The following is an 18515-nucleotide window of genomic DNA, read 5'->3' as shown; positions in this document are numbered from 1 at the left end:
TGCCATCTCCGTCATGAACTAGGCGAGCAGGCTGCTTGCTTCATCCTCGGTGAGCAGCGCCGGCTGGACGACATCGCCGGCAATGGCGACCGAGCTCTTCGTTTCGCCCGAATGCAGGATCGCCTCCATGATCTCCAGCACATGCAGCGCCAGAGTGCCGGACGCGCGCGGTGCTGCACCAGTCTTGAGTGAACGCACCAGATCGGCGACGCCGAGCATGCGGTAATTGGCGCGATCGGGTGCGGCATAGGGCCAGTTGCGGGCGCCGTAGAGTTCGCCTTCGCTGACGAAATCCTTCCACTCCGCGCCGCGTTCGGACAGCGACACCGTGCCGCCAAACGTGTCGGGATCGGGCAGGCGCAGCGAGCCTTCCGTGCCATGCAGTTCAATCGGATGGTTGGAATGCTTGAAGACATCCCACGAGGCGCCGAAGGTGACGGTGGCGCCGGAGCGGAATTCGAGCAGCGACAGCACGTTGGTCGGCGTGCCGACCTTGAATTTGGTGTTCTTGAACGGTCCCTCGGCGGTAATCAGACGCTCCTCCTGGCCACGCGTCGCCATCGCCATGACGCGCGCGACCGGGCCAAGCAGATTGACCAGCATGGTCAGGTAGTAAGGACCCATGTCGAACACAGGGCCGCCGCCCGGCTGGTAGTAGAATTGCGGGTTCGGGTGCCAGTGCTCCATGCCGCGTCCCATCATGAAGGCGGTGCCGGTGACCGGGCGGCCAATGGCGCCTTCATCCATCAGGCGGCGCGCCCGGCGCCCGGCGGCACCGAGGAATGTGTCGGGGGCCGAGCCAAGCAGCACGCCGCGCTTGGCGGCCTCGGCTACCAGCCGGCGTCCGTCGCTGGCCGAAGTCGCCAGCGGCTTTTCGGTGAAGACGTGTTTTCCCGCCGAAAGCGCGGAAAACGAAATGTCGAAATGCGCTGCGGGAATGGTCAGGTTGAGCACGAGATCGATCTCGGGATCGGCGAGCAGCGCATCGACGCCGAGCGCCTGGATGCCATATTCCTTCGCTCGCAGCGCCGCCATCTCGGCCGAGATATCGGCGCAGGCGCGCAGCTCTATGCCACCGAAAAGCGCGGCATTGCGCAAATAGGTCATCGAGATGTTGCCGCACCCGATGACGCCGATTCCGAGCTTGCCCTTTGATTTTGCCTGCATTTTTGGCCGTACCTCCCAACTTCGTCATGCTCTGCCGGATCCGCTGCGCCGGCAACAGATCGTTCTGGGAAAGCGCTATACAACATTTTAAATATTGACGCGCGTAAAATTTTTATAGAACATGCGAAAATTCTGGCGCGACATTCGGGAGGCTGCCAGCCCTAGGAGGAGAAAATGACAGACATGAAAAAACGGCCGACCGCCGACACTAAGCCTGTGGGTCATGTGACGATCGCCGATCGTCGGCAATTTCTCATCGGTTCCGCCGGCCTGCTTGGCGCGGCGGCATTCGGGGCAGGGACGTCCCTCGGCATTGGCCGTGCTCGCGCCCAGTCACGCGCCGAGATCAGCTTCGCCAGCGCGGCCTTCTTCGGCAAGGAGACCTTCGGCGACCTGATCAAGGTCTTCAACGAATCGCAGGACCGCGTCCTGGTCAGAGAATATCGAACTGCCGCCGCCGAGCTCCTCGACGGAGGTCTACCAGGGCTTGGTGCAGCAGCTTGCCCGCCGCAACGGCACGCCGGACGTCTTCAGCCAGGACGTGATCTGGATCGCCGGCTTTGCCGCCGCCGGATGGGCGCTGCCGCTGGATGAGTATTTCCCCGCCGACAAGCGCAGCGCCTACTTCACCGGCACCCTCAACGCCTGTACCTATGGCGGCAAGCTGACCGCCCTTCCCTGGTTCATGGATTCGGGCATGTTCTATTACCGCAAGGATGTGCTGGAAAGGCATGGCGGCAAGGTGCCGGAAACCTGGGCCGACATGGCGACCATCGCCGCCGCCGCGCAGAAGGCAGGCGACATCGATTTCGGCTATCTCTGGCAGGGCAAGCAGGCCGAGGTGCTGGTCTGCGACGCGGTCGAGATCATCACCTCCAACAATGGCGCTATCCTGGCGCCCGACGGCAAGTCGTCGCTGATCAACCAGAAGGGCGCGGTGGAAGCCATCCAGTTCCTGCACGACACCATCGCAACCACGAAGATCAGCCCGCAGGACGTGCTGTCCTGGGATGAGGAACCGTCGCGCCAGCCTTTCACCTCGGGCAAGGCGCTGTTCATGCGCAACTGGTCCTATGTCTATCCGATCGCTCAGGACGCCAAGGCGTCCCAGGTCGTCGACAAGGTTGGCGTCGCACCTCTGCCGTCATTCCCCGGCGGCAAGAGCTCGGCCTGCCTCGGCGGCTATCAGCTCGGCGTCAACGCCAACTCCAAGCAGCGCGAAGCCGCGATCGAACTCTTGACCTGGCTGTCGTCGACCGAGACCCAGCATCGCATCGCACTGAACTTTGGTCTGGCACCAACGCGCCCGGCGCTGTTCCAGGACGAGCAGATCAAGAAGGAACAGCCCTTCATGGCGAGCCTGGAGAAAGTATTCACCGGCGCCACGGCGCGGCCGATCACGCCGCAATACGCCAAGGTGACGCTGGCCTTGCAGTCCGGCATCTCCAAGGCCCTGGTTTCCGGCAACGTCCAGGCCGAGATGGACGCGACCGCCGACCAGATTAACAAGATCGTCGCCTGATCATGACCGCGGCCGCCACCATTTCAGGCGCTGGCCGGCCGCGGCGGTTTGGCAGGGCGCTTCCCGGCGCCTTCTGGGCCCTCATCCTGCTGACGCCGGCCTTCGTGTCGCTGGCGTCAGTCTCCTTCTACCCGATCGTCAACGGGCTCTACCTCTCGCTCACCAACACCTCGCTGATCACGCAGGATCAGGATTTCACCGGCTTTTCCAACTATGTGCAGCTGTGGGGCGACCCGCAGTTCTGGAATGCCTGGTGGCACACGATGTGGTTCACCGCCGCGTCGACGGTGCTGGAGACGGTGATCGGGCTCGGCATGGCGCTGATCCTGTGCGAGGCCTTCAAGGGGCGAGGGCTCGTCCGCGCGGCCATGCTGGTTCCCTGGGCTATGCCCACCGTCGTCACCTCAAAAATGTTCGGCTGGCTGTTCGACGGCCAGAACGGCATCATCAACTACATGCTCCTGCATGCTGGCCTGATCGCCCAGAAGATCAACTGGTACGGCTCTCCCGACACGGCGATGATCACCATCATCATCGCCGACGTCTGGAAGACGACGCCGTTCATGGCGTTGCTGCTGCTGACCGGTCTGCAGACGGTGCCCAATTCGCTGATCGAGGCGGCACGCATGGATGGCGCCAAGGGTTGGATCACCTTCTGGCACATCCGCCTGCCGCTGTTGATGCCGACCTTGCTGATCGCCGGCCTGTTCCGCGCGCTCGACGCTTTCCGCGTCTTCGACCTAGTCTATGTGCTGACCGGCGGCGGCCCGGCCGATTCCACCGAAACGCTGTCGACGCTGTCCTACAAGGTGCTCTTCTCGACGCTGCAGTTCGGTTACGGCTCGGCCGTGTCGACCGCGATGTTCATCACCGAGGGTCTCATCGCGCTGGTCTTCGTCGTCTTCCTCATCCGCCAGATCAGGAGGGCGCAATGAACGAGACGCGCTCGCCACTGCAGAGCTTCGCCATCTATGCCGGCGCCGTGCTGATCCTCATCTGGTCGGGCGGTCCGTTCCTCTGGCAGTTCTCGACCTCGTTCCAGCTCGACAAGATGCTGACCTCGGGCTCGCCGTCGCTGATCCCGCATCCCTTCACGCTGGAGCACTATTACAACGCCTTTTTCGAGAAGCAGCTGCACCGCTATGTCTGGAACTCGCTGGTGGTGTCGCTGGCGACGACGTTCCTCTGCCTGTTCGTCGGTTCGCTGGCCGCTTTCGCTCTGTCGCGGCTCAACATCAAGGGCCGCTTCGGCATCCTGATGGTCATCCTGTCGGTGTCGATGTTCCCGCAGATCGCGCTGGTCGGCCCGCTCTATCTCGTCGCCACCAATCTCGGCCTGCTCGACACCTACACGGCGCTGATCATTACCTATCTGGCGCTCGGCCTGCCGCTCGTCACATGGGTGCTGTTCGGCTATTTCGAGACGCTGCCGCGCGAGATCGATGAGGCCGCGCGCATGGACGGAGTCAGCGTTCTCGGCCTGCTCTGGCGCATCATCCTGCCAATGTCGCTGCCCAGCCTGGTGACGACCGGCCTGCTTGCCTTCATCACCGCGTGGAACGAATTCCTGTTCGCGCTTGCCTTCACCTCCAACATCGACCGGCAGACGATCCCGGTCGGCATCGCCAACTTCACCAACCTCTATTATGTGCCCTGGGGCGACATCGCGGCGGCCTCCGCCGTGGTCACCGTGCCCTTGATCCTTCTGGTGCTGTTCTTCCAGCGCCACATCATCGAAGGCTTGACACAGGGCGGCGTCAAGGAATGAACGACATGACAAAGACGAAGCTCAAGGTCGGCTGCCAGACCTTCACCTGGGAAATGCTGGGCGACCGTTTCACCGGCGGCCCCGACGATCTGTTGAAGGCCATCGCCGATGGCGGCTATGCCGGCATCGAGATCACCGACACCATGATCGGCCGCTACGCCGACCGGCCGTCGGAGTTCGCCGTCGCGCTGAAATCGTCCGGCCTGACGCTTGTTTCCTTCGCCTTCGGCTCGAACAGCGGTTTTACACTCACGGAGGAGATCGGCGCCGACCTCGACACCGCCAAGCGGTGGATCGACTTTGCCGCCGCCTTTCCCGGCGCATTGGTCTCGATGGGGTCGGCAACCGTGGTGTCAGACGGGCCGCGCGACGACAAGTTCGCCATCGCCGCGGAGGTTTACAACAAGGCCGGTGAACTCGGCCGCCAGGCCGGTGTCCAGGTGGCGGTGCATCCGAGCTCACACCACAACACGCTGCTGTTCGACCGCGCCGACTATGACCGGATCTTTGCCTTGCTCGACCCCGGTCTGGTCGGCTGGGTGCCGGATACCGGCCATCTCCTGCGCGGCCACAAGGACATGGCCGACACGCTGCGTAGCTATCGCGACCGCATCCGATACATCCATTTGAAGGACGTCGACGCCAACGGCACCTGGGCGATGCTGGGTGAAGGCGTCTGCGACACATCAGCGGTCATCGAGATCGCAAACACCGCGCCGCACTTCAATGGCTGGCTGGTGCTCGAAGAGGAATCCGACACGGCCGCCGCCGACCCCGCCGGCGCGGTCAAGACCAACCGCCAGACAATGCGCAGCTACGGCGCCTGAAGAACGAGACGATGATCAAGAAACAAGACAGACGCCTCAGGGTCGGCGTACTCGGCTGCGGTCCCATCGCGCAGTTCGCGCATCTGCAATCCTGCACGAAGGCCGCCAATGCCGATCTCTACGCCATCTGCGATGCGGCGCCGGATTTGCTCGCCCGCATGGGCGCCACCTACGAGCCGCAAAAGATGTATGCCGACTATGACGCCATGCTCGCCGATCCCGAGCTGGAGGCGGTGATCGTCGCCACCTCGGACGCCTATCACGTGCCGATGTCGATCAAGGCGCTCGACGCCGGCAAGCATGTTCTCTGCGAAAAGCCGATCGGCACCTCGGTGGAGGAAGGCGAGGCGCTGGCGGCGGCGGTCAAGCGTTCGGGCAAGGTGCTGCAGGTCGGCCACATGAAGCGCTTCGACCCGGCGCTGGAGGCGGCGCGCGACTTCGTTCGCGACGAGATGGGTGAGGTGCTGGCGCTGAAGGCCTGGTATTGCGATTCCACCCATCGCTACACCAACACCGACGCCATTCAGCCGCTGCCGGTCACCAGCAAGCTGGCGAGGAAACCATCGGGCAATCCGAAGGCCGACTTGCGGCAGTACTTCATGCTGGCGCACGGCTCGCATCTCGTCGACACGGCGCGCTTCCTATGCGGCGACATCACAGCGGTCCGCGCCCGTCTCAACGAACGCTTCGGCGCCTATTGCTGGTTCGTCGAGACCGAATTCGCCAGCGGCGCGCTTGGCCATCTCGATCTCACGGTTGCCGTGCGCATGGACTGGCATGAAGGGTTCCAGCTCTATGGCGAAAACGGTTCCGTCATGGCGAAAACCTTCAACCCCTGGTACTTCCGCGCCAGCGAGGTCGACATCTTCCATGAGAAGGACGCAACCTCGCGCAAACCACTCGGCGCCGACGGCCATTTCTTCCGCCGCCAGCTCGAAGGTCTTGCCGATACGGTGCTGAACGGCACGCCGATGCGCGGCGCCAATGTCGAGGACGGCATCGCCTCGATCCGTGCGATGGTGGCGATTGCCCGCTCTGTGGAAACGGGCGAGCGGGTTGAACTCGCCTCGGTTTCGGGTGCGGTCTGATGCGTCTGGGCATCTTCGCCAAGACTTTTCCCGGCGCTGACCCGGCCGCCGTGCTGGCTGCGGTGAAGCAGGCCGGATATGAGACGACGCAGTTCAATCTTGCCTGCGCCGGCCTGCCGTCGATGCCGGATGTCGTGCTTGATACAGCCATTCTAGACATCCGTGCCGCCGCGCGATCGTCCGGTGTTTCGCTAGCCGCTCTGTCGGGCACCTACAACATGGCGCATCCCGACAAGGCGGTGCGCGATGACGGTCTTCGCCGTCTCGCTGTCGTCATCAAGACGGCGGCAGCTCTCGGCATTCCGCTGGTCACGCTCTGCACCGGTTCGCGCAATGCCGCAGACCAATGGGCGTATCATCCCGACAATGCGACATCAGCCGCCTGGTCCGACATGGCCGTTGAGATGGAGAAAGCGCTGGCGCTGGCGGAAGACGCCGGCGTCGATCTCGGCATCGAGCCAGAGCAGGCCAACATCGTCACCTCGGCCACGGATGCGACACTCCTGATTGCCGACATGGGCTCCAGGCATCTCAAGATCGTGCTCGATCCGGCGAACCTGTTCGAGCACGCGACGCCGGACGAGGCGCGCGCCATCGTCGCCACCGCGATCGACGAAGCCGCTGGCCACATCGCCATGGCGCATGCCAAGGATCGTCACGGCGACGGCCGCTTCGCCACATCGGGGCAAGGCATCGTCGACTTCCCGGATTTCGTCGCGCGGCTGAAGGCCGTGGGTTTCGACGGAGCGCTGGTCACGCACGGGCTGTCCGCCGATGAGGCGCGCGATGTCGCCGCCTTCCTGCGAGGGCTGCTCTGATGAGTGCGGCGCCAACGATCCTGCTGCGCGACGATGCCGCTCTTCGTGTCTTCGACACCGGGCAGGGCGGGCTTCCCGTTATCTTCCAGCATGGTCTCGGTGGTGATGCCGCCCAGGTGGCGCAGAATTTTCCAGACAGCCCGTCATACCGCCGGCTGACCGTAGAGTGCCGCGCGCAGGGCGGCGCCGGCGCCGGCAGCACGCGTCCGTTCTCGATCGCCATGTTCGCCGATGATGTGCTGGCTGCCGCCGATGCGGCCGGGCTCGACCGCTTCGTCGCCGGCGGCATCTCGATGGGCGCGGCCATCGCGATGCGACTTGCCGCCCGCCACCCGGACCGCGTGCTTGGCTTGGTGCTCGTGCGTCCCGCCTGGACCTTCGATGCGGCACCGCAAAATATGCGCCCTTACGTTGAAGTGGCGGAGCTTATCCGGAGGCTCCCGCTGGCTGAGGCGCGCGACGCCTTCGCGTCCTCCGCGACATCGGCTCGCTTTCGCGCAGAGGCGCCGGACAATCTCGCCTCGCTGCTCGGCTTCTTCGCGCGTGAGAACGCGACCGTCTTCGCCGAGGTGATGCAGGCGATCGCAAAGGATGGGCCCGGCGTGACGCGGACGGAAGCCGCTGGTCTCGCAATTCCCACGCTGGTCATCGGCAGCGGCATCGATCTCGTCCACCCCTTGGCGACCGCCCGCGAACTTGCTGAGACCATCCCCAATGCCGCCTTCGCAGAGGTGACGCCGAAAGCCACCGACAAGGATCGCCATTTCGCCGAAATCCGCGCCGCCATCGGCGGCTTTCTCGACAGACATTTCAACAATCAGGACCAATCATGACTTCAAAGCCCCTGTCAGGCCCCGCCGCCATCGCCGCATTGCCGCGCGATCGCTTGATCGCCGAATTTTCGCTCTGGTCGGCCAATCTCGCCAATTTCGAGAGCGATCTGAAACGGATCGAACCTCATGTCGATCTGCATCACATCGATGTCGCGGACGGCCATTTCGCGCCGTCCTTCCTGTTCTTCCCCGATCTCGTCGCCCGCATCGCCGGGCTGACGGCAAAACCCATCCACGTCCATCTGATGGTCGATGACGCGATCGTCGAGGCACAGACGCGTCAGTTCATCGAGGCCGGCGCCGACATGATCAGCGTCCATGCCGAAAATGGCGAGGCGGGATTGCGCGCCGTGCGGCTGGCACGTGAACTCGGCGCCGAAGCCGGAATCGTGCTGCGGCGGGAGACGCCGGTCGAGGCCGTAAAGCCTTTCGTCTCCGAGGTCGCCTTCGTCACGCTTCTGGGCACGGCGATCGGCGTCAAGGGCCAGAGCCTGTCGGAAGAAGCCTGTGACAGGCTGGGCGCCGCCCGTGCCATCCTGCGAGAGGCCGGCCGCGAGGCTGCGGTCGTGCTTGCGGCCGATGGCGGTATCCGCCACGAGACCGTGCCGTTGCTGCGCGCCGCCGGGGCCGAGACGGTGGTGCTGGGTTCGCTCGCCTTTGGCGACAAGGATCTGGCCGGCCGCATCGGCTGGCTGCATGGGCTGAAGGTTGCGGCATGACCACTGAAGCCGCCCTTGCGATCGATCTTGGCGGCACCGAGCTTCGTGCCGCGCTGGTCGACCGTGACGGCAAGATACTGGCCTTCGCCGCGGTGCCGACACAGGCACAGGCCGGGCCCGACGTGGTGATCGGCCAGATCGAGGCGCTCGCCGCGACCGTTCATGCCGAGGCGCCGGGGCTTGCTATTGTCGGCGTCGGCGTCGGCGCGCCGGGACCGCTCGATCCGCTGGCCGGCATCGCCGTCGGGCCGCCGACGCTGGCCGGCTGGCAGGATGTGCCGCTGGCCGACATCCTCGAGCGGCGGCTCGGCCTGCCGGTGCGGCTGGAGAACGACGCCAATGCGGCGGCCCTTGGCGAATGGCGCTTCGGCGCCGGCCATGGCGCCCGCTCGCTGGTCTTTGTCACGGTCTCCACCGGCATTGGCGGCGGTGTCGTTGCCGACGGACGCATCCTGCATGGCCGCCGTGGCCTGGCCGCCGAGATCGGCCATATGACCATCACCAATGAGGGCGAGCGCTGCGTCTGCGGCGTCGTCGGTTGCTTCGAAGCCATCGCCTCGGGCACGGCACTTGGCCGCCGCGCCAACGCCGCGACATCAGCCTTCGATGGCTCGACGCTGCGTCGTCTCTCGACCAACGGCGAGGTCACGGGTCGTCATGTGGTCGAAGCGGCGCGGCTGCAGGACGACCTCGCCGTGGCCCTGCTCGAGGAGGAGGCGCGCTGGCTAGGCGTCGGTTTCACCAATCTCCTGCATCTCTATTCGCCCGACGTGCTGGTCGTCGGCGGCGGCATCGCCAATGGCCTAGACCTCATGCATCCGGTCATCGAAGCGACCATCCGGCAGCGCGCCATGCGCGCCTATCGCGACGTGCCGGTCGTCCAGGCGCAGCTCGGCCGCCATGCCGGGCTGGTCGGCGCCGCCAGCCTTGTCCTGTTCGACGATGGCAGCCTGGCGGCCCGTATGCCGGTCGGTCCAAGCACGTTTCCAGAAGCGAGGAGGGACTTCAATGGCTGAGCTCAAGCTGCGCGGCGTGCGCAAGTCCTATGGCGGTGTGGAGGTGATCAAAGGCGTCGACCTCGATGTCGGCGACCGCGAGTTCGTCGTCTTCGTCGGCCCGTCCGGCTGCGGGAAGTCGACGTTGCTGCGCATGATTGCGGGGCTGGAGAAGATCACCGCGGGTGAGCTGATGCTCGATGGCGCGCGCATCAACGAGGTCGATCCGTCCGAGCGTGGCCTTGCCATGGTGTTCCAGTCCTATGCGCTCTATCCGCATATGACGGTGGCGGAAAACATGGGCTTCGCGCTGAAGATCGCCGGCCTGCCGGTGGCCGAACGCGACGCCAAGGTCAGGGCGGCTGCCGACGTGCTGCAGCTGTCGGCTCTGCTCGAGCGGCGGCCGAAGGAACTGTCCGGCGGCCAGCGCCAGCGTGTCGCCATTGGCCGCGCCATCGTGCGCCAACCAAAGGTCTTCCTGTTCGATGAGCCGCTGTCGAACCTCGACGCCGCACTGCGCGTCAACATGCGGCTGGAGCTGATGCAACTGCACGAACGGCTCGCCGCCACCATCGTCTACGTCACCCACGACCAGACCGAGGCGATGACCATGGCCGACAAGATCGTCGTCCTCAACGGCGGCACGATCGAGCAGGTCGGCACTCCGCTCGATCTGTACAACCGCTCGGCCAATGTCTTCGTCGCCGGCTTCATCGGCTCGCCGAAGATGAACATGCTGCCGGTCCGGGTTCTTTCGGCCGATGGGAATGGCGTTGCTGTTGCCTTGCCGGACGGGGCCAGCCTGGTTATCCCTGTCGAGGCCGGAAGGTTTGCGCCGAACAGCGAACTGCTGCTCGGCATCCGGCCGGAGCATATCCGCATCGCGAGTGCGGGGCAGTTCAAGGGTGAGGCGGTGCTGGCCGAACGGCTCGGCGGCCTGACCATCCTGCACACCGACATTGGCGAGAAGGCACGGCTTGTCGTGCAGACCGAAGGCACCGACACCACCCCGCTGCACAGCCCCATCGCCATGCAGGTCGATGCGTCCCACTGCCATCTCTTCGCCGCCGACGGCAAGGCGCTGGCGCCGCTCGGCAAAGCCTGACATCACCGACGCACGAAAATGGCCGGAGGCAGCGATGCCTCCGGCCATTTGGTATTGCTATGCGATCGCCTGGACTACTCGGCGGGAACGACATCCGCCGGCAGGCTGTCGTCGGCCGTTCCGGCCAGAGCCCTGGCGAGCTTTGCCTCGTCGAGCTCGCCTTCCCAGCGCGCGACAACCAGCGTGGCGACGGCATTGCCGACGAAGTTGGTCAGCGCCCGGCACTCCGACATGAAGCGGTCGACGCCGAGGATCAGCGCCATGCCGGCGACCGGCACCGAGGGCACCACCGAGAGCGTCGCGGCCAGCGTGATGAAGCCTGCCCCGGTGATGCCGGCGGCGCCCTTGGACGAGAGCATCGCCACCAGCAGCAGCAGGATCTGGTCACCGATAGACAGATGGATGTTCGTCGCCTGCGCGATGAACAGCGCGGCAAGCGTCATGTAGATGTTGGTGCCGTCGAGGTTGAAGGAATAGCCGGTCGGGATGACCAGGCCGACCACCGAGCGCTTGGCGCCGGCCTTTTCCATCTTTTCCATCAGCGAGGGCAGGGCGGCTTCCGACGAGGAGGTGCCCAGCACCAAAAGCAGCTCTTCCTTGATGTAGCGCAGTAGCGACAGGATGGAGAAGCCGTTGTAGCGGCAGACGGCGCCCAGCACGACGAACACGAACAGCAGGGACGTCGCGTAGAAGGTGCCGACCAGCATGGCGAGGTTGATGACCGAGCCGATGCCGTATTTGCCGATGGTGAAGGCCATGGCGCCGAAAGCGCCGATGGGGGCTGCCTTCATCAAAACGCTGACCAGCTTGAACATCGGCGCCATCAGCGCCTGCAGGAAGTTGAGCACCGGCGCGCCCCGGTCGCCGACCAGCGCCAGTGCGATGCCGAACAGCACCGAGAAGAACAGCACCTGCAAGATGTCGCCATCGGCGAAGGCGCCGACGATCGTGCCGGGGATGATGTTCATCAGGAAGCCGGTGACCGACTGGTCATGCGCCTTGGCGGCATAGGTGTTGACGGTCGAGGCATCGAGCGTCGCCGGGTCGATGTTGAAGCCGGCGCCGGGCTGCACGACGTTGGCGACGATAAGGCCGATGATCAGCGCCAGCGTCGAAAAGGTGAGGAAGTAGAGCATCGCCTTGCCGGCGACGCGGCCGACCTTCTGCAGGTCGCTCATGCCGGCGATGCCGGTCGCGACCGTCAGGAAGATGACCGGGGCGATGATCATCTTGACCAGCTTGATGAAGGCGTCGCCGAGCGGCTTCATGCTCTCGCCGACAGACGGATAGTAGTGGCCGAGCAGGATGCCGACGGTGATCGCCACCAGCACCTGCACGTAGAGTTGGGCATAAAGGGGCTTGCGCTGCGCGGCGGGCGCGCCCGATTGGTCTGCGATGTGCATCGATCTCTCCCTGGCCGGATGGACGGAAACCGCCCTGCGTGACTTCTCCCATCGCGGCGTTCCGGTCGCCCGCCGCTGGAAGGAGTTTTGCAAGCGCCGTGCCAGATCGCGGAAAGCCCGGAATCCCGGGATTCCGGGCATTCTTCAGCGTCCTTTGGTGGAGGTTTGTGCGGATTTCCGCACACGAAACATTTTGCCTGGGCGGAATTTCGCATTACAGTGACCTCGAGGCCGCTAGCAAAGGGAGAGGGCAGACGCCGCAAGCAAGCACCGATAGCGGTCACGCAGTGTTTGCCGGTCGCGAACTGCTGCGTGAGGCGGTGGCCCGGCTGCGCGATGGCCGCTGGGTTATCGTCGTCATTGCCCTGGCGATCCTTGCAGGCGCGATCGCCATTGCCGGGCGCATCGCTACCGGCCAGGCGGCCGATGATCTGCGCGACGCAGCGCTTGCCGCTTTGCCTCTGGCGGCGGGAACGCTGACCGGCGAGATCGAAAAACAGCGCCTGGTTCCCTTGGTGCTGGCCCGCGACGATGCCGTGCGCGGGGCGCTGCGCCGGGCCGGAAAGATGCAGGAAGCGGCCCTCAACGACAAGCTCAAGGCGATTGCCGGCGATGCCTCGGCGTCCGCCATCTATGTCATCGACACGGCGGGCATCGCGATATCGGCCAGCAATGCCGGCGAGCCGACGAGCTTTGTCGGCATCGACTATAATTTTCGTCACTATTTCAACGAGGCCATGGCGAAGGGCTCTGCCAGCCAGTACGGCCTTGGCACGATCAGCGGCCGGCCGGGACTCTATCTTGCGAGCCGCGTCGACGATAACGGCAAGCCGCTGGGCGTCGCGGTGCTGAAAGTCGAACTCGACGGCGTCGAAGCCAATTGGCGCTCCAGCGGCTTCCTCGTTTTCGTCACCGACGAACACGGCGTCGTGCTTGCCACCAGCCAGCCCGAATGGCGGTTTCACGCGTTGGCGCCATTCTCCGCCCAAGATGCCGCCGCTGCCCATGAGCAACTGCAATTGACGGACGCCGCCTTCGAACCCTTGCCGATACGACGCGGCGCCGGCGACGGCCTGGCGACGATCGACAGCTCCGGCAAGCCGCGCCAGTTCGTCGAGGTGGTGCAGGACCTGCCCGGTGCGGTCCCCGGCTGGCGCCTCTGGCTGTTGACGCCCGCCGACGCCGCTCTGTCGTCCGCCGCCAACACGGCGCGGCTGACGACGCTGCTCGGGCTGCTGCTGACGGGTTTGCTTGCCTACGTGCTGACAAGACGGCGCCGCACACGCCGGCTGCGGCAGGAGGCGCTGGCGCGCATGAATACCGAGCTCGAAAGCCGCGTGACCACGCGAACCGCCGAGCTGACACGCTCCAACACCGCACTTGCCGGCGAAATCGCCGAGCGTGAGAGCGCCGAAGCCAAGGTGCGCCGGCTGCGCGACGATCTCGCCCAGGCCAACCGGCTTTCCATCCTCGGCCAGATCGCCGCCGGCGTGGCGCATGAGATCAACCAGCCGGTCGCCGCCATCCGCACCTATGCCGAGAATGCCGGACGCTTCCTCGAAACCGGCAAGACCGAACCGGCAAGCGGCAATCTGACCTCGATCGTCTCGATGACCGAACGCATCGGCGCGATCACCAGCACCTTGCGCACCTTCGCCCGCCGGCCGGGCCTAGCTGCCTCGCCCTTGCCGGTGCGCGAGGCGATCGATGGCGCACTGTCGCTGCTCTCCGGCCGTATCCGCGATTCCGGCGTCACCATCGTCAAGCCGCGCGGCAACGCCTCGCCATTGGTGATGGCCAGCCGCATCCGGCTGGAGCAGATCCTCGTCAACCTGCTGCAGAATGCGCTGGATGCCATGAAGGATCAGCCCGATCCCCGCATCGAGATCGAACTCGCCGAGCGCGACGACCACGTGCTGATTTCGGTGCGTGACAATGGTCCCGGCCTCGGGCCGGAAGCGGCCGGCAATCTGTTCATGCCGTTCCAGACAACCAAGGAGAAAGGGCTCGGCCTCGGGCTGGTGATTTCGCAGGAGATCGCCCAGGAATTGGGCGGCACCTTGCAGCTCGATCCCGACAGCGCCAAAGGCGCGTCCTTCACCATCGATTTGAGGCGACTTGAATGACGCAGGGATCAGGGCGGGTGGCGCTCGTCGACGACGATGCTGACCTGCTGCACGCTACAACGCAGTTGCTCGAGCTTGCCGGCTTCACGGTCGTCGCGCGCGATGCCGCCGAGGCCGCACTTGCCGTCGTCGACAGGGATTTCGACGGCGTGGTCGTCAGCGACATCCGCATGCCGGGCATGAACGGGCTGCAACTGTTCGATCGCATCAAGGCGATCGACCCAGATATACCTGTCATTCTGGTCACCGGGCACGGCGATGTCGATCTTGCGGTGGCCGCGCTCAAGGACGGCGTCTACGATTTCATCCCGAAACCCTATGCCGGCGATCGTCTGATCGAGGCGCTGAAACGGGCGAGCGAAAAGCGGCGGCTGGTGATGGAGAACCGGCGGCTGCGCGAAGCCGCCGCATTGGCCGCGGATGGCCTGCCGCTGATCGGCGAAGCGCCTGCCATCCGCCGGCTGCGCGAAACCCTGCGGCAGATCGCCGACATGGATGTCGACGTGCTGGTCGAAGGCGAGACCGGAACCGGCAAGGAAGTGGTGGCCGACCTGCTGCACCGATGGGGCCGCCGCCGCGCCAAACCCTTCGTGGCGCTGAACTGCGGCGCCCTGCCGGAGACCGTCATCGAAAGCGAGCTGTTCGGCCACGAGGCCGGCGCGTTCACCGGTGCGCAGCGGCGGCGGATCGGCCGCGTCGAACATTCCAGCGGCGGCACGCTGTTCCTCGACGAGATCGAATCCATGCCGCCGGCCCTGCAGGTCAAGCTGTTGCGGGTGCTGGAGACGCGCAGCCTCACGCCGCTCGGCTCGAACGAGATCCGGCGCCTCGATCTGAGGGTCGTCGCGGCGACCAAAATCGACCTCGGCCGGCCTGACCAGCGCGGCGATTTTCGCGAGGATCTCTATTTCCGCCTCAACGTGGTGACGCTGCGCATCCCGCCGCTGCGCGAGCGGCGCGGCGACATCCCGATGCTGTTCGGCCATTTCCTCGGCAAGGCGGCGGAACGGTTCGGCCGGCCGGTTGCCAAGGTGAACGCCGCGGTCAGCGATCATCTCCAGTCGCATGCCTGGCCGGGCAATGTGCGTGAGCTCGCGCATTTTGCCGATCGCGTCGCGCTTGGTCTTGGCCCGGACGATGAGACGAGGGCGGTTTCCCGGCAATCGCCGGAGCCAGCGGCCGCCTCACTGCCCGAACGCGTGGGCCATTATGAAGCGCAAATCATCCGCGATGCGCTGCGCGATCATGGCGGTGACGTGCGCGGCGCCATCGACGCGCTCGGCGTGCCGCGCAAGACGTTTTACGACAAGCTCAAGCGCTACGGCATTGCCGCATCAGAATTCCGCAACGGCGGCGATCCGCAACCTGTTCGAGAGCAGACATAGATTGCGCGGACCTCACGCTTCATAACCCTTAATCCCCTCCAGCCATGCATTCCGGAAAGAGCCATGAACACGACACTCGAAACGACGGCAAACCCCTTGCCGGAAGACCTCGCCTTTCTCAGCGAACGGCTGACGGCGTTCAACGACGGCGATGTCGGAGCTTCCGAGAGAAAGGCGCTGGCCGTGTTCGTGCGCGACGAGGAAGGCGCCGTAGTCGCCGGCATCTCGGGTTACACGGCCTGGGGCTGGCTTTACGTGCAATGGCTGTGGGTCGATGAAAGGGTGCGCGGCCAGCATATGGCCGGCCAGATGCTGGCCGCGGCAGAGCACGAAGCCTTGGCGCGCGGCTGCCAAAACGCCTGGATCGACACCTTCAATCCGAACGCGGCCAAGGTCTATCAGCGCCAGGGCTATCAGCCCTTTGGTACACTGGCCGATTTTCCTGTCGGCCGCAGCCGCATTTTTCTGCAGAAGAAACTGGCTTAACCGGCGAGTTTCCCCCGCGCATCGGCTGCGGCGCGCCGGTCGTGCTTGGAAAACTGATCGGCAAGCCGCGCAGCACGCGCACCGCGAGGAAGGCAAAACACTCGGCCTCCACCGCATCGCCGCTCCAGCCAAGGCTTTCGGCCTGTACCACCTCGACGCCGGCGCGGCTGGCGAGCATGGCCATCATCGTCGGATTGTGGCGGCCGCCACCGCTGACCACCAGCTTTTTCGGCCGGCTCGGCAAGAGGTCGAGGGCCTTGCCGACGGCGCCGGCGGTGAAGGCGGTGAGTAGGGCCGCGCCATCCTCGGCATTGAGGCCGTCGGCCATGGCAGCGCCGAAGTCGAAGCGGTCCAGTGATTTGGGGTAGGGCTTGCTGAGATAGGGATGCTGCAGCAGCTTGGCGAGCCTTGCTTCGTCGACCGTTCCCGCGCGGCCAAGCGCGCCGTCGCGGTCCATGTCGCCGAGCCCCTTCGACTTGATGAAATCGTTGAGCGGCGCGTTGGCGGGGCCGGTGTCGAAGGCGACGACATTGTCGGCGCCGTCCCACCAGGTGACGTTGGCGACGCCGCCGAGATTGAGCACGGCCACCTCGCCGCTGGCGCCGGCGCTGCGCATCAGGGCGGTGTGATAGGCAGCGGCCAGAGGCGCGCCTTGCCCGCCGGCGCGCATGTCGGCCGAGCGGAAATCATAGGCGACCTTGGTGCCCAATAGGCTGTGCATCAGTTCGCCGTCGCCGAGCTGCCGGGTCTGGCCGAGCCGTCCGACCTGCGGCGCGCGATGCAGCACCGTCTGGCCGTGAAAGCCGACAACGCCGATATCGGCCATGGTCATGCCATAGCCTTCGACCAATTCCTTCACAGCCGCCGACTGGGCACGCGTCAGCGCTTCCTCGGCTTTGCGGAAGATCGCTGGTTCCGGCCCGACAAAATTCCAGGCCCGCGCCGCCGTCAGCGTCTCTTCCAGCAGCGACCGGATCGACTGGGGATAAGGCATCAGCCGGTAGGTGCCGAAATCATCGATGCGTTCGCCATCGGTCTTGATCAGCGCGACGTCGATATTGCCGTCAAGCACGGTGCCGGTCATCAGGCCGATGGCCCAGATTGGTTCCATCATTGAGCTCCATTCAAGATATCGCCGACCGCTTGCCGAAGCTGAACGATTCCGCTGTCGAAATGACGTGTCGGATGGATCCGGTTGGTGAGCAAGGTCCAGGCCTTGCCGCTGTCGAAATCGATCCACAGTCCGGTGCCGGTAAAGCCGGTGTGGCCGATGGTTTCGGGGCTGCATAAGGACCCGCCGGACCAGCCGTCGTAAGGATGTTCCCAGCCATGGGTGCGGGTGGCGGACAAGGGCGTGCGCATCAGCGCGATCGAATGTTCGGTGGCACCTCTACCGTCGAGCAGCCCTTGCGCGAAATCCAGCACCGACGCAGCTGTTCCGAACAACCCGGCATGACCGGCGCCTTGCAGCGCCGAGCAGTTGTCGTCATGCACCTCGCCGGACAGCACGCGATGGCGCCAGGTGCAGTCCTCGGTCGCCGCGGCGACATCCGGCTCCGTCGACCAGACAAAGCCGGGGCCGGGATCCATGTCGCGGATCGTCTTTCCCGACAGCCGCTCGAGCGCAAAGCCGAGCAGGATGAAGTTGATGTCGGAATAGACGGGATCACGGGCGCGCCATTCGCGCTGCAGGATGAAGGCGCGCAACAGTTCGGGGTCCCGCCCGTAAGTGTAGATCGGTTCGACGGCCGGGAAGGGTGTCTGGTGGCCGAGACACTGGCGGAAGGTTACCTTTCGCTCCCAGGCCTCGGCATCATATTGGCGCAGGTCGGGCAGCACCGAGATCAGCGGCGCGTCGAGATCGATGACGCCATCTTTCGCCAGCGCCAGGATGCGCGGCGTGGTGAAGATGATTTTGGTCAGCGATGCCAGGTCGAACCAGGTTTCGGCGGTCATCGGCCGCTGCTTGGGCACGAGTTGCGCCGAGCCGATTGCCTTGGTGATGCGGTGGCCATTGCTGTCGACGATGCCGAGTACACCGCCGGGAATACGCTTGGCAGCCACTGCGGCTTCCAGCGGTGCGAACGCGCGGTCGAAGAGGGAGGCGGGGGTGCTCAAGGGCAGCCTCCACTCGAAAGTTGGCGATCCTTGTCGCCCCCCTCTGTCCTGCCGGACATCTCCCCCTCAAGGGGGGAGATTGGCAGTTTGAAGGTTCCGCTCGCCTTCCAACGTTGGAGATTGGCGAAAGCCGCAACGACATCCGATCTCCCCCC

General features: G+C 65.0%; 17 protein-coding genes and 1 pseudogene. 14 read left to right on the top strand and 4 right to left on the bottom strand.

The genetic code is table 11. The features are described from left to right. Positions 1 to 18: 18 nt before the first annotated feature. Positions 19 to 1167 (bottom strand): Gfo/Idh/MocA family protein, encoded by a 1149-nt coding sequence (locus AC0V7N_RS31390; protein ID WP_475452060.1) that lies wholly within the window; start codon positions 1165 to 1167, stop codon positions 19 to 21. Between the two features lie 174 nt (positions 1168 to 1341). On the opposite strand from AC0V7N_RS31390, the gene AC0V7N_RS31385 reads away from it, so the two are divergent. Genes AC0V7N_RS31385 through AC0V7N_RS31335 form a run of 11 tightly spaced genes read left to right on the top strand, consistent with a single transcriptional unit; the run spans position 1342 to position 10842 of the window. Next, complete coding sequence (locus AC0V7N_RS31385) at positions 1342 to 1761, top strand: hypothetical protein (RefSeq protein WP_496627494.1); 420 nt, start codon at positions 1342 to 1344, stop codon at positions 1759 to 1761. Continuing rightward, on the top strand, positions 1658 to 2689 hold the full coding sequence (locus AC0V7N_RS31380; RefSeq protein ID WP_496628039.1) for an extracellular solute-binding protein: 1032 nt from the start codon (positions 1658 to 1660) through the stop codon (positions 2687 to 2689). The genes AC0V7N_RS31385 and AC0V7N_RS31380 overlap by 104 nt, the downstream gene beginning before the upstream one ends. A 2-nt stretch (positions 2690 to 2691) precedes the next feature. Continuing rightward, positions 2692 to 3624, top strand: coding sequence for an ABC transporter permease subunit (locus AC0V7N_RS31375; protein ID WP_496627493.1), 933 nt, complete (start codon positions 2692 to 2694; stop codon positions 3622 to 3624). Further along, on the top strand, positions 3621 to 4457 hold the full coding sequence (locus tag AC0V7N_RS31370) for a carbohydrate ABC transporter permease (protein ID WP_475452057.1): 837 nt from the start codon (positions 3621 to 3623) through the stop codon (positions 4455 to 4457). The genes AC0V7N_RS31375 and AC0V7N_RS31370 overlap by 4 nt, the downstream gene beginning before the upstream one ends. Before the next feature lie 5 nt (positions 4458 to 4462). Next, entirely contained in the window at positions 4463 to 5284 is an 822-nt protein-coding gene (locus AC0V7N_RS31365) for a sugar phosphate isomerase/epimerase family protein (RefSeq protein WP_475452056.1), read from the top strand. A gap of 11 nt (positions 5285 to 5295) precedes the next feature. After that, the gene (locus AC0V7N_RS31360) at positions 5296 to 6372 is read left to right on the top strand and encodes a Gfo/Idh/MocA family protein (RefSeq protein WP_475452055.1); all 1077 of its coding nucleotides are present in this window, start codon (positions 5296 to 5298) and stop codon (positions 6370 to 6372) included. Beyond that, positions 6372 to 7190: a sugar phosphate isomerase/epimerase family protein gene (locus AC0V7N_RS31355; RefSeq protein WP_475452054.1), complete on the top strand. Its 819-nt coding sequence runs from the start codon at positions 6372 to 6374 to the stop codon at positions 7188 to 7190. Before AC0V7N_RS31360 ends, AC0V7N_RS31355 begins: the two co-directional genes overlap by 1 nt. Continuing rightward, complete coding sequence (locus tag AC0V7N_RS31350) at positions 7190 to 8023, top strand: alpha/beta fold hydrolase (RefSeq protein ID WP_475452053.1); 834 nt, start codon at positions 7190 to 7192, stop codon at positions 8021 to 8023. The genes AC0V7N_RS31355 and AC0V7N_RS31350 overlap by 1 nt, the downstream gene beginning before the upstream one ends. Beyond that, positions 8020 to 8742, top strand: coding sequence for a ribulose-phosphate 3-epimerase (locus AC0V7N_RS31345; protein ID WP_475452052.1), 723 nt, complete (start codon positions 8020 to 8022; stop codon positions 8740 to 8742). The genes AC0V7N_RS31350 and AC0V7N_RS31345 overlap by 4 nt, the downstream gene beginning before the upstream one ends. After that, positions 8739 to 9758 carry an ROK family protein gene (locus AC0V7N_RS31340; protein WP_475452050.1) on the top strand — a complete coding sequence of 340 codons (1020 nt, stop codon included), beginning with the start codon at positions 8739 to 8741 and terminating at the stop codon, positions 9756 to 9758. Before AC0V7N_RS31345 ends, AC0V7N_RS31340 begins: the two co-directional genes overlap by 4 nt. Beyond that, positions 9751 to 10842 carry an ABC transporter ATP-binding protein gene (locus AC0V7N_RS31335; protein ID WP_475452049.1) on the top strand — a complete coding sequence of 364 codons (1092 nt, stop codon included), beginning with the start codon at positions 9751 to 9753 and terminating at the stop codon, positions 10840 to 10842. The genes AC0V7N_RS31340 and AC0V7N_RS31335 overlap by 8 nt, the downstream gene beginning before the upstream one ends. 74 nt (positions 10843 to 10916) lie before the next feature. Here AC0V7N_RS31335 and AC0V7N_RS31330 read toward each other — a convergent pair whose 3' ends face one another. Next, the gene (locus tag AC0V7N_RS31330) at positions 10917 to 12245 is read right to left on the bottom strand and encodes a dicarboxylate/amino acid:cation symporter (protein WP_475452048.1); all 1329 of its coding nucleotides are present in this window, start codon (positions 12243 to 12245) and stop codon (positions 10917 to 10919) included. A 287-nt stretch (positions 12246 to 12532) separates the two neighbouring features. Here AC0V7N_RS31330 and AC0V7N_RS31325 point away from each other — a divergent pair, with 287 nt between their 5' ends. From AC0V7N_RS31325 to AC0V7N_RS31315, 3 genes are all read left to right on the top strand, one after another. Beyond that, complete coding sequence (locus AC0V7N_RS31325) at positions 12533 to 14371, top strand: ATP-binding protein (protein ID WP_496627492.1); 1839 nt, start codon at positions 12533 to 12535, stop codon at positions 14369 to 14371. After that, complete coding sequence (locus AC0V7N_RS31320) at positions 14368 to 15756, top strand: sigma-54-dependent transcriptional regulator (RefSeq protein ID WP_475452047.1); 1389 nt, start codon at positions 14368 to 14370, stop codon at positions 15754 to 15756. Before AC0V7N_RS31325 ends, AC0V7N_RS31320 begins: the two co-directional genes overlap by 4 nt. Before the next feature lie 63 nt (positions 15757 to 15819). Further along, a complete protein-coding gene (locus AC0V7N_RS31315) occupies positions 15820 to 16242 on the top strand; it encodes a GNAT family N-acetyltransferase (RefSeq protein WP_475460575.1) in 423 nt (140 codons plus the stop codon). Between the two features lie 10 nt (positions 16243 to 16252). Here AC0V7N_RS31315 and AC0V7N_RS31310 read toward each other — a convergent pair. Together AC0V7N_RS31310 and AC0V7N_RS31305 are read right to left on the bottom strand one after the other, a co-directional pair. Next, positions 16253 to 17353 (bottom strand): annotated as a pseudogene (locus AC0V7N_RS31310) (anhydro-N-acetylmuramic acid kinase); the annotation flags it as partial. Then, complete coding sequence (locus AC0V7N_RS31305) at positions 17353 to 18360, bottom strand: serine hydrolase domain-containing protein (protein ID WP_475452046.1); 1008 nt, start codon at positions 18358 to 18360, stop codon at positions 17353 to 17355. The pseudogene AC0V7N_RS31310 and the gene AC0V7N_RS31305, both read right to left, overlap by 1 nt. Between the last annotated feature and the right edge of the window lie 155 nt (positions 18361 to 18515).

This window comes from Mesorhizobium kamtschaticum, from assembly GCF_056174585.1.
The sequence above is the reverse complement of the archived record's forward strand: the minus strand, read 5'-3'. Positions and strand labels throughout refer to the sequence as shown.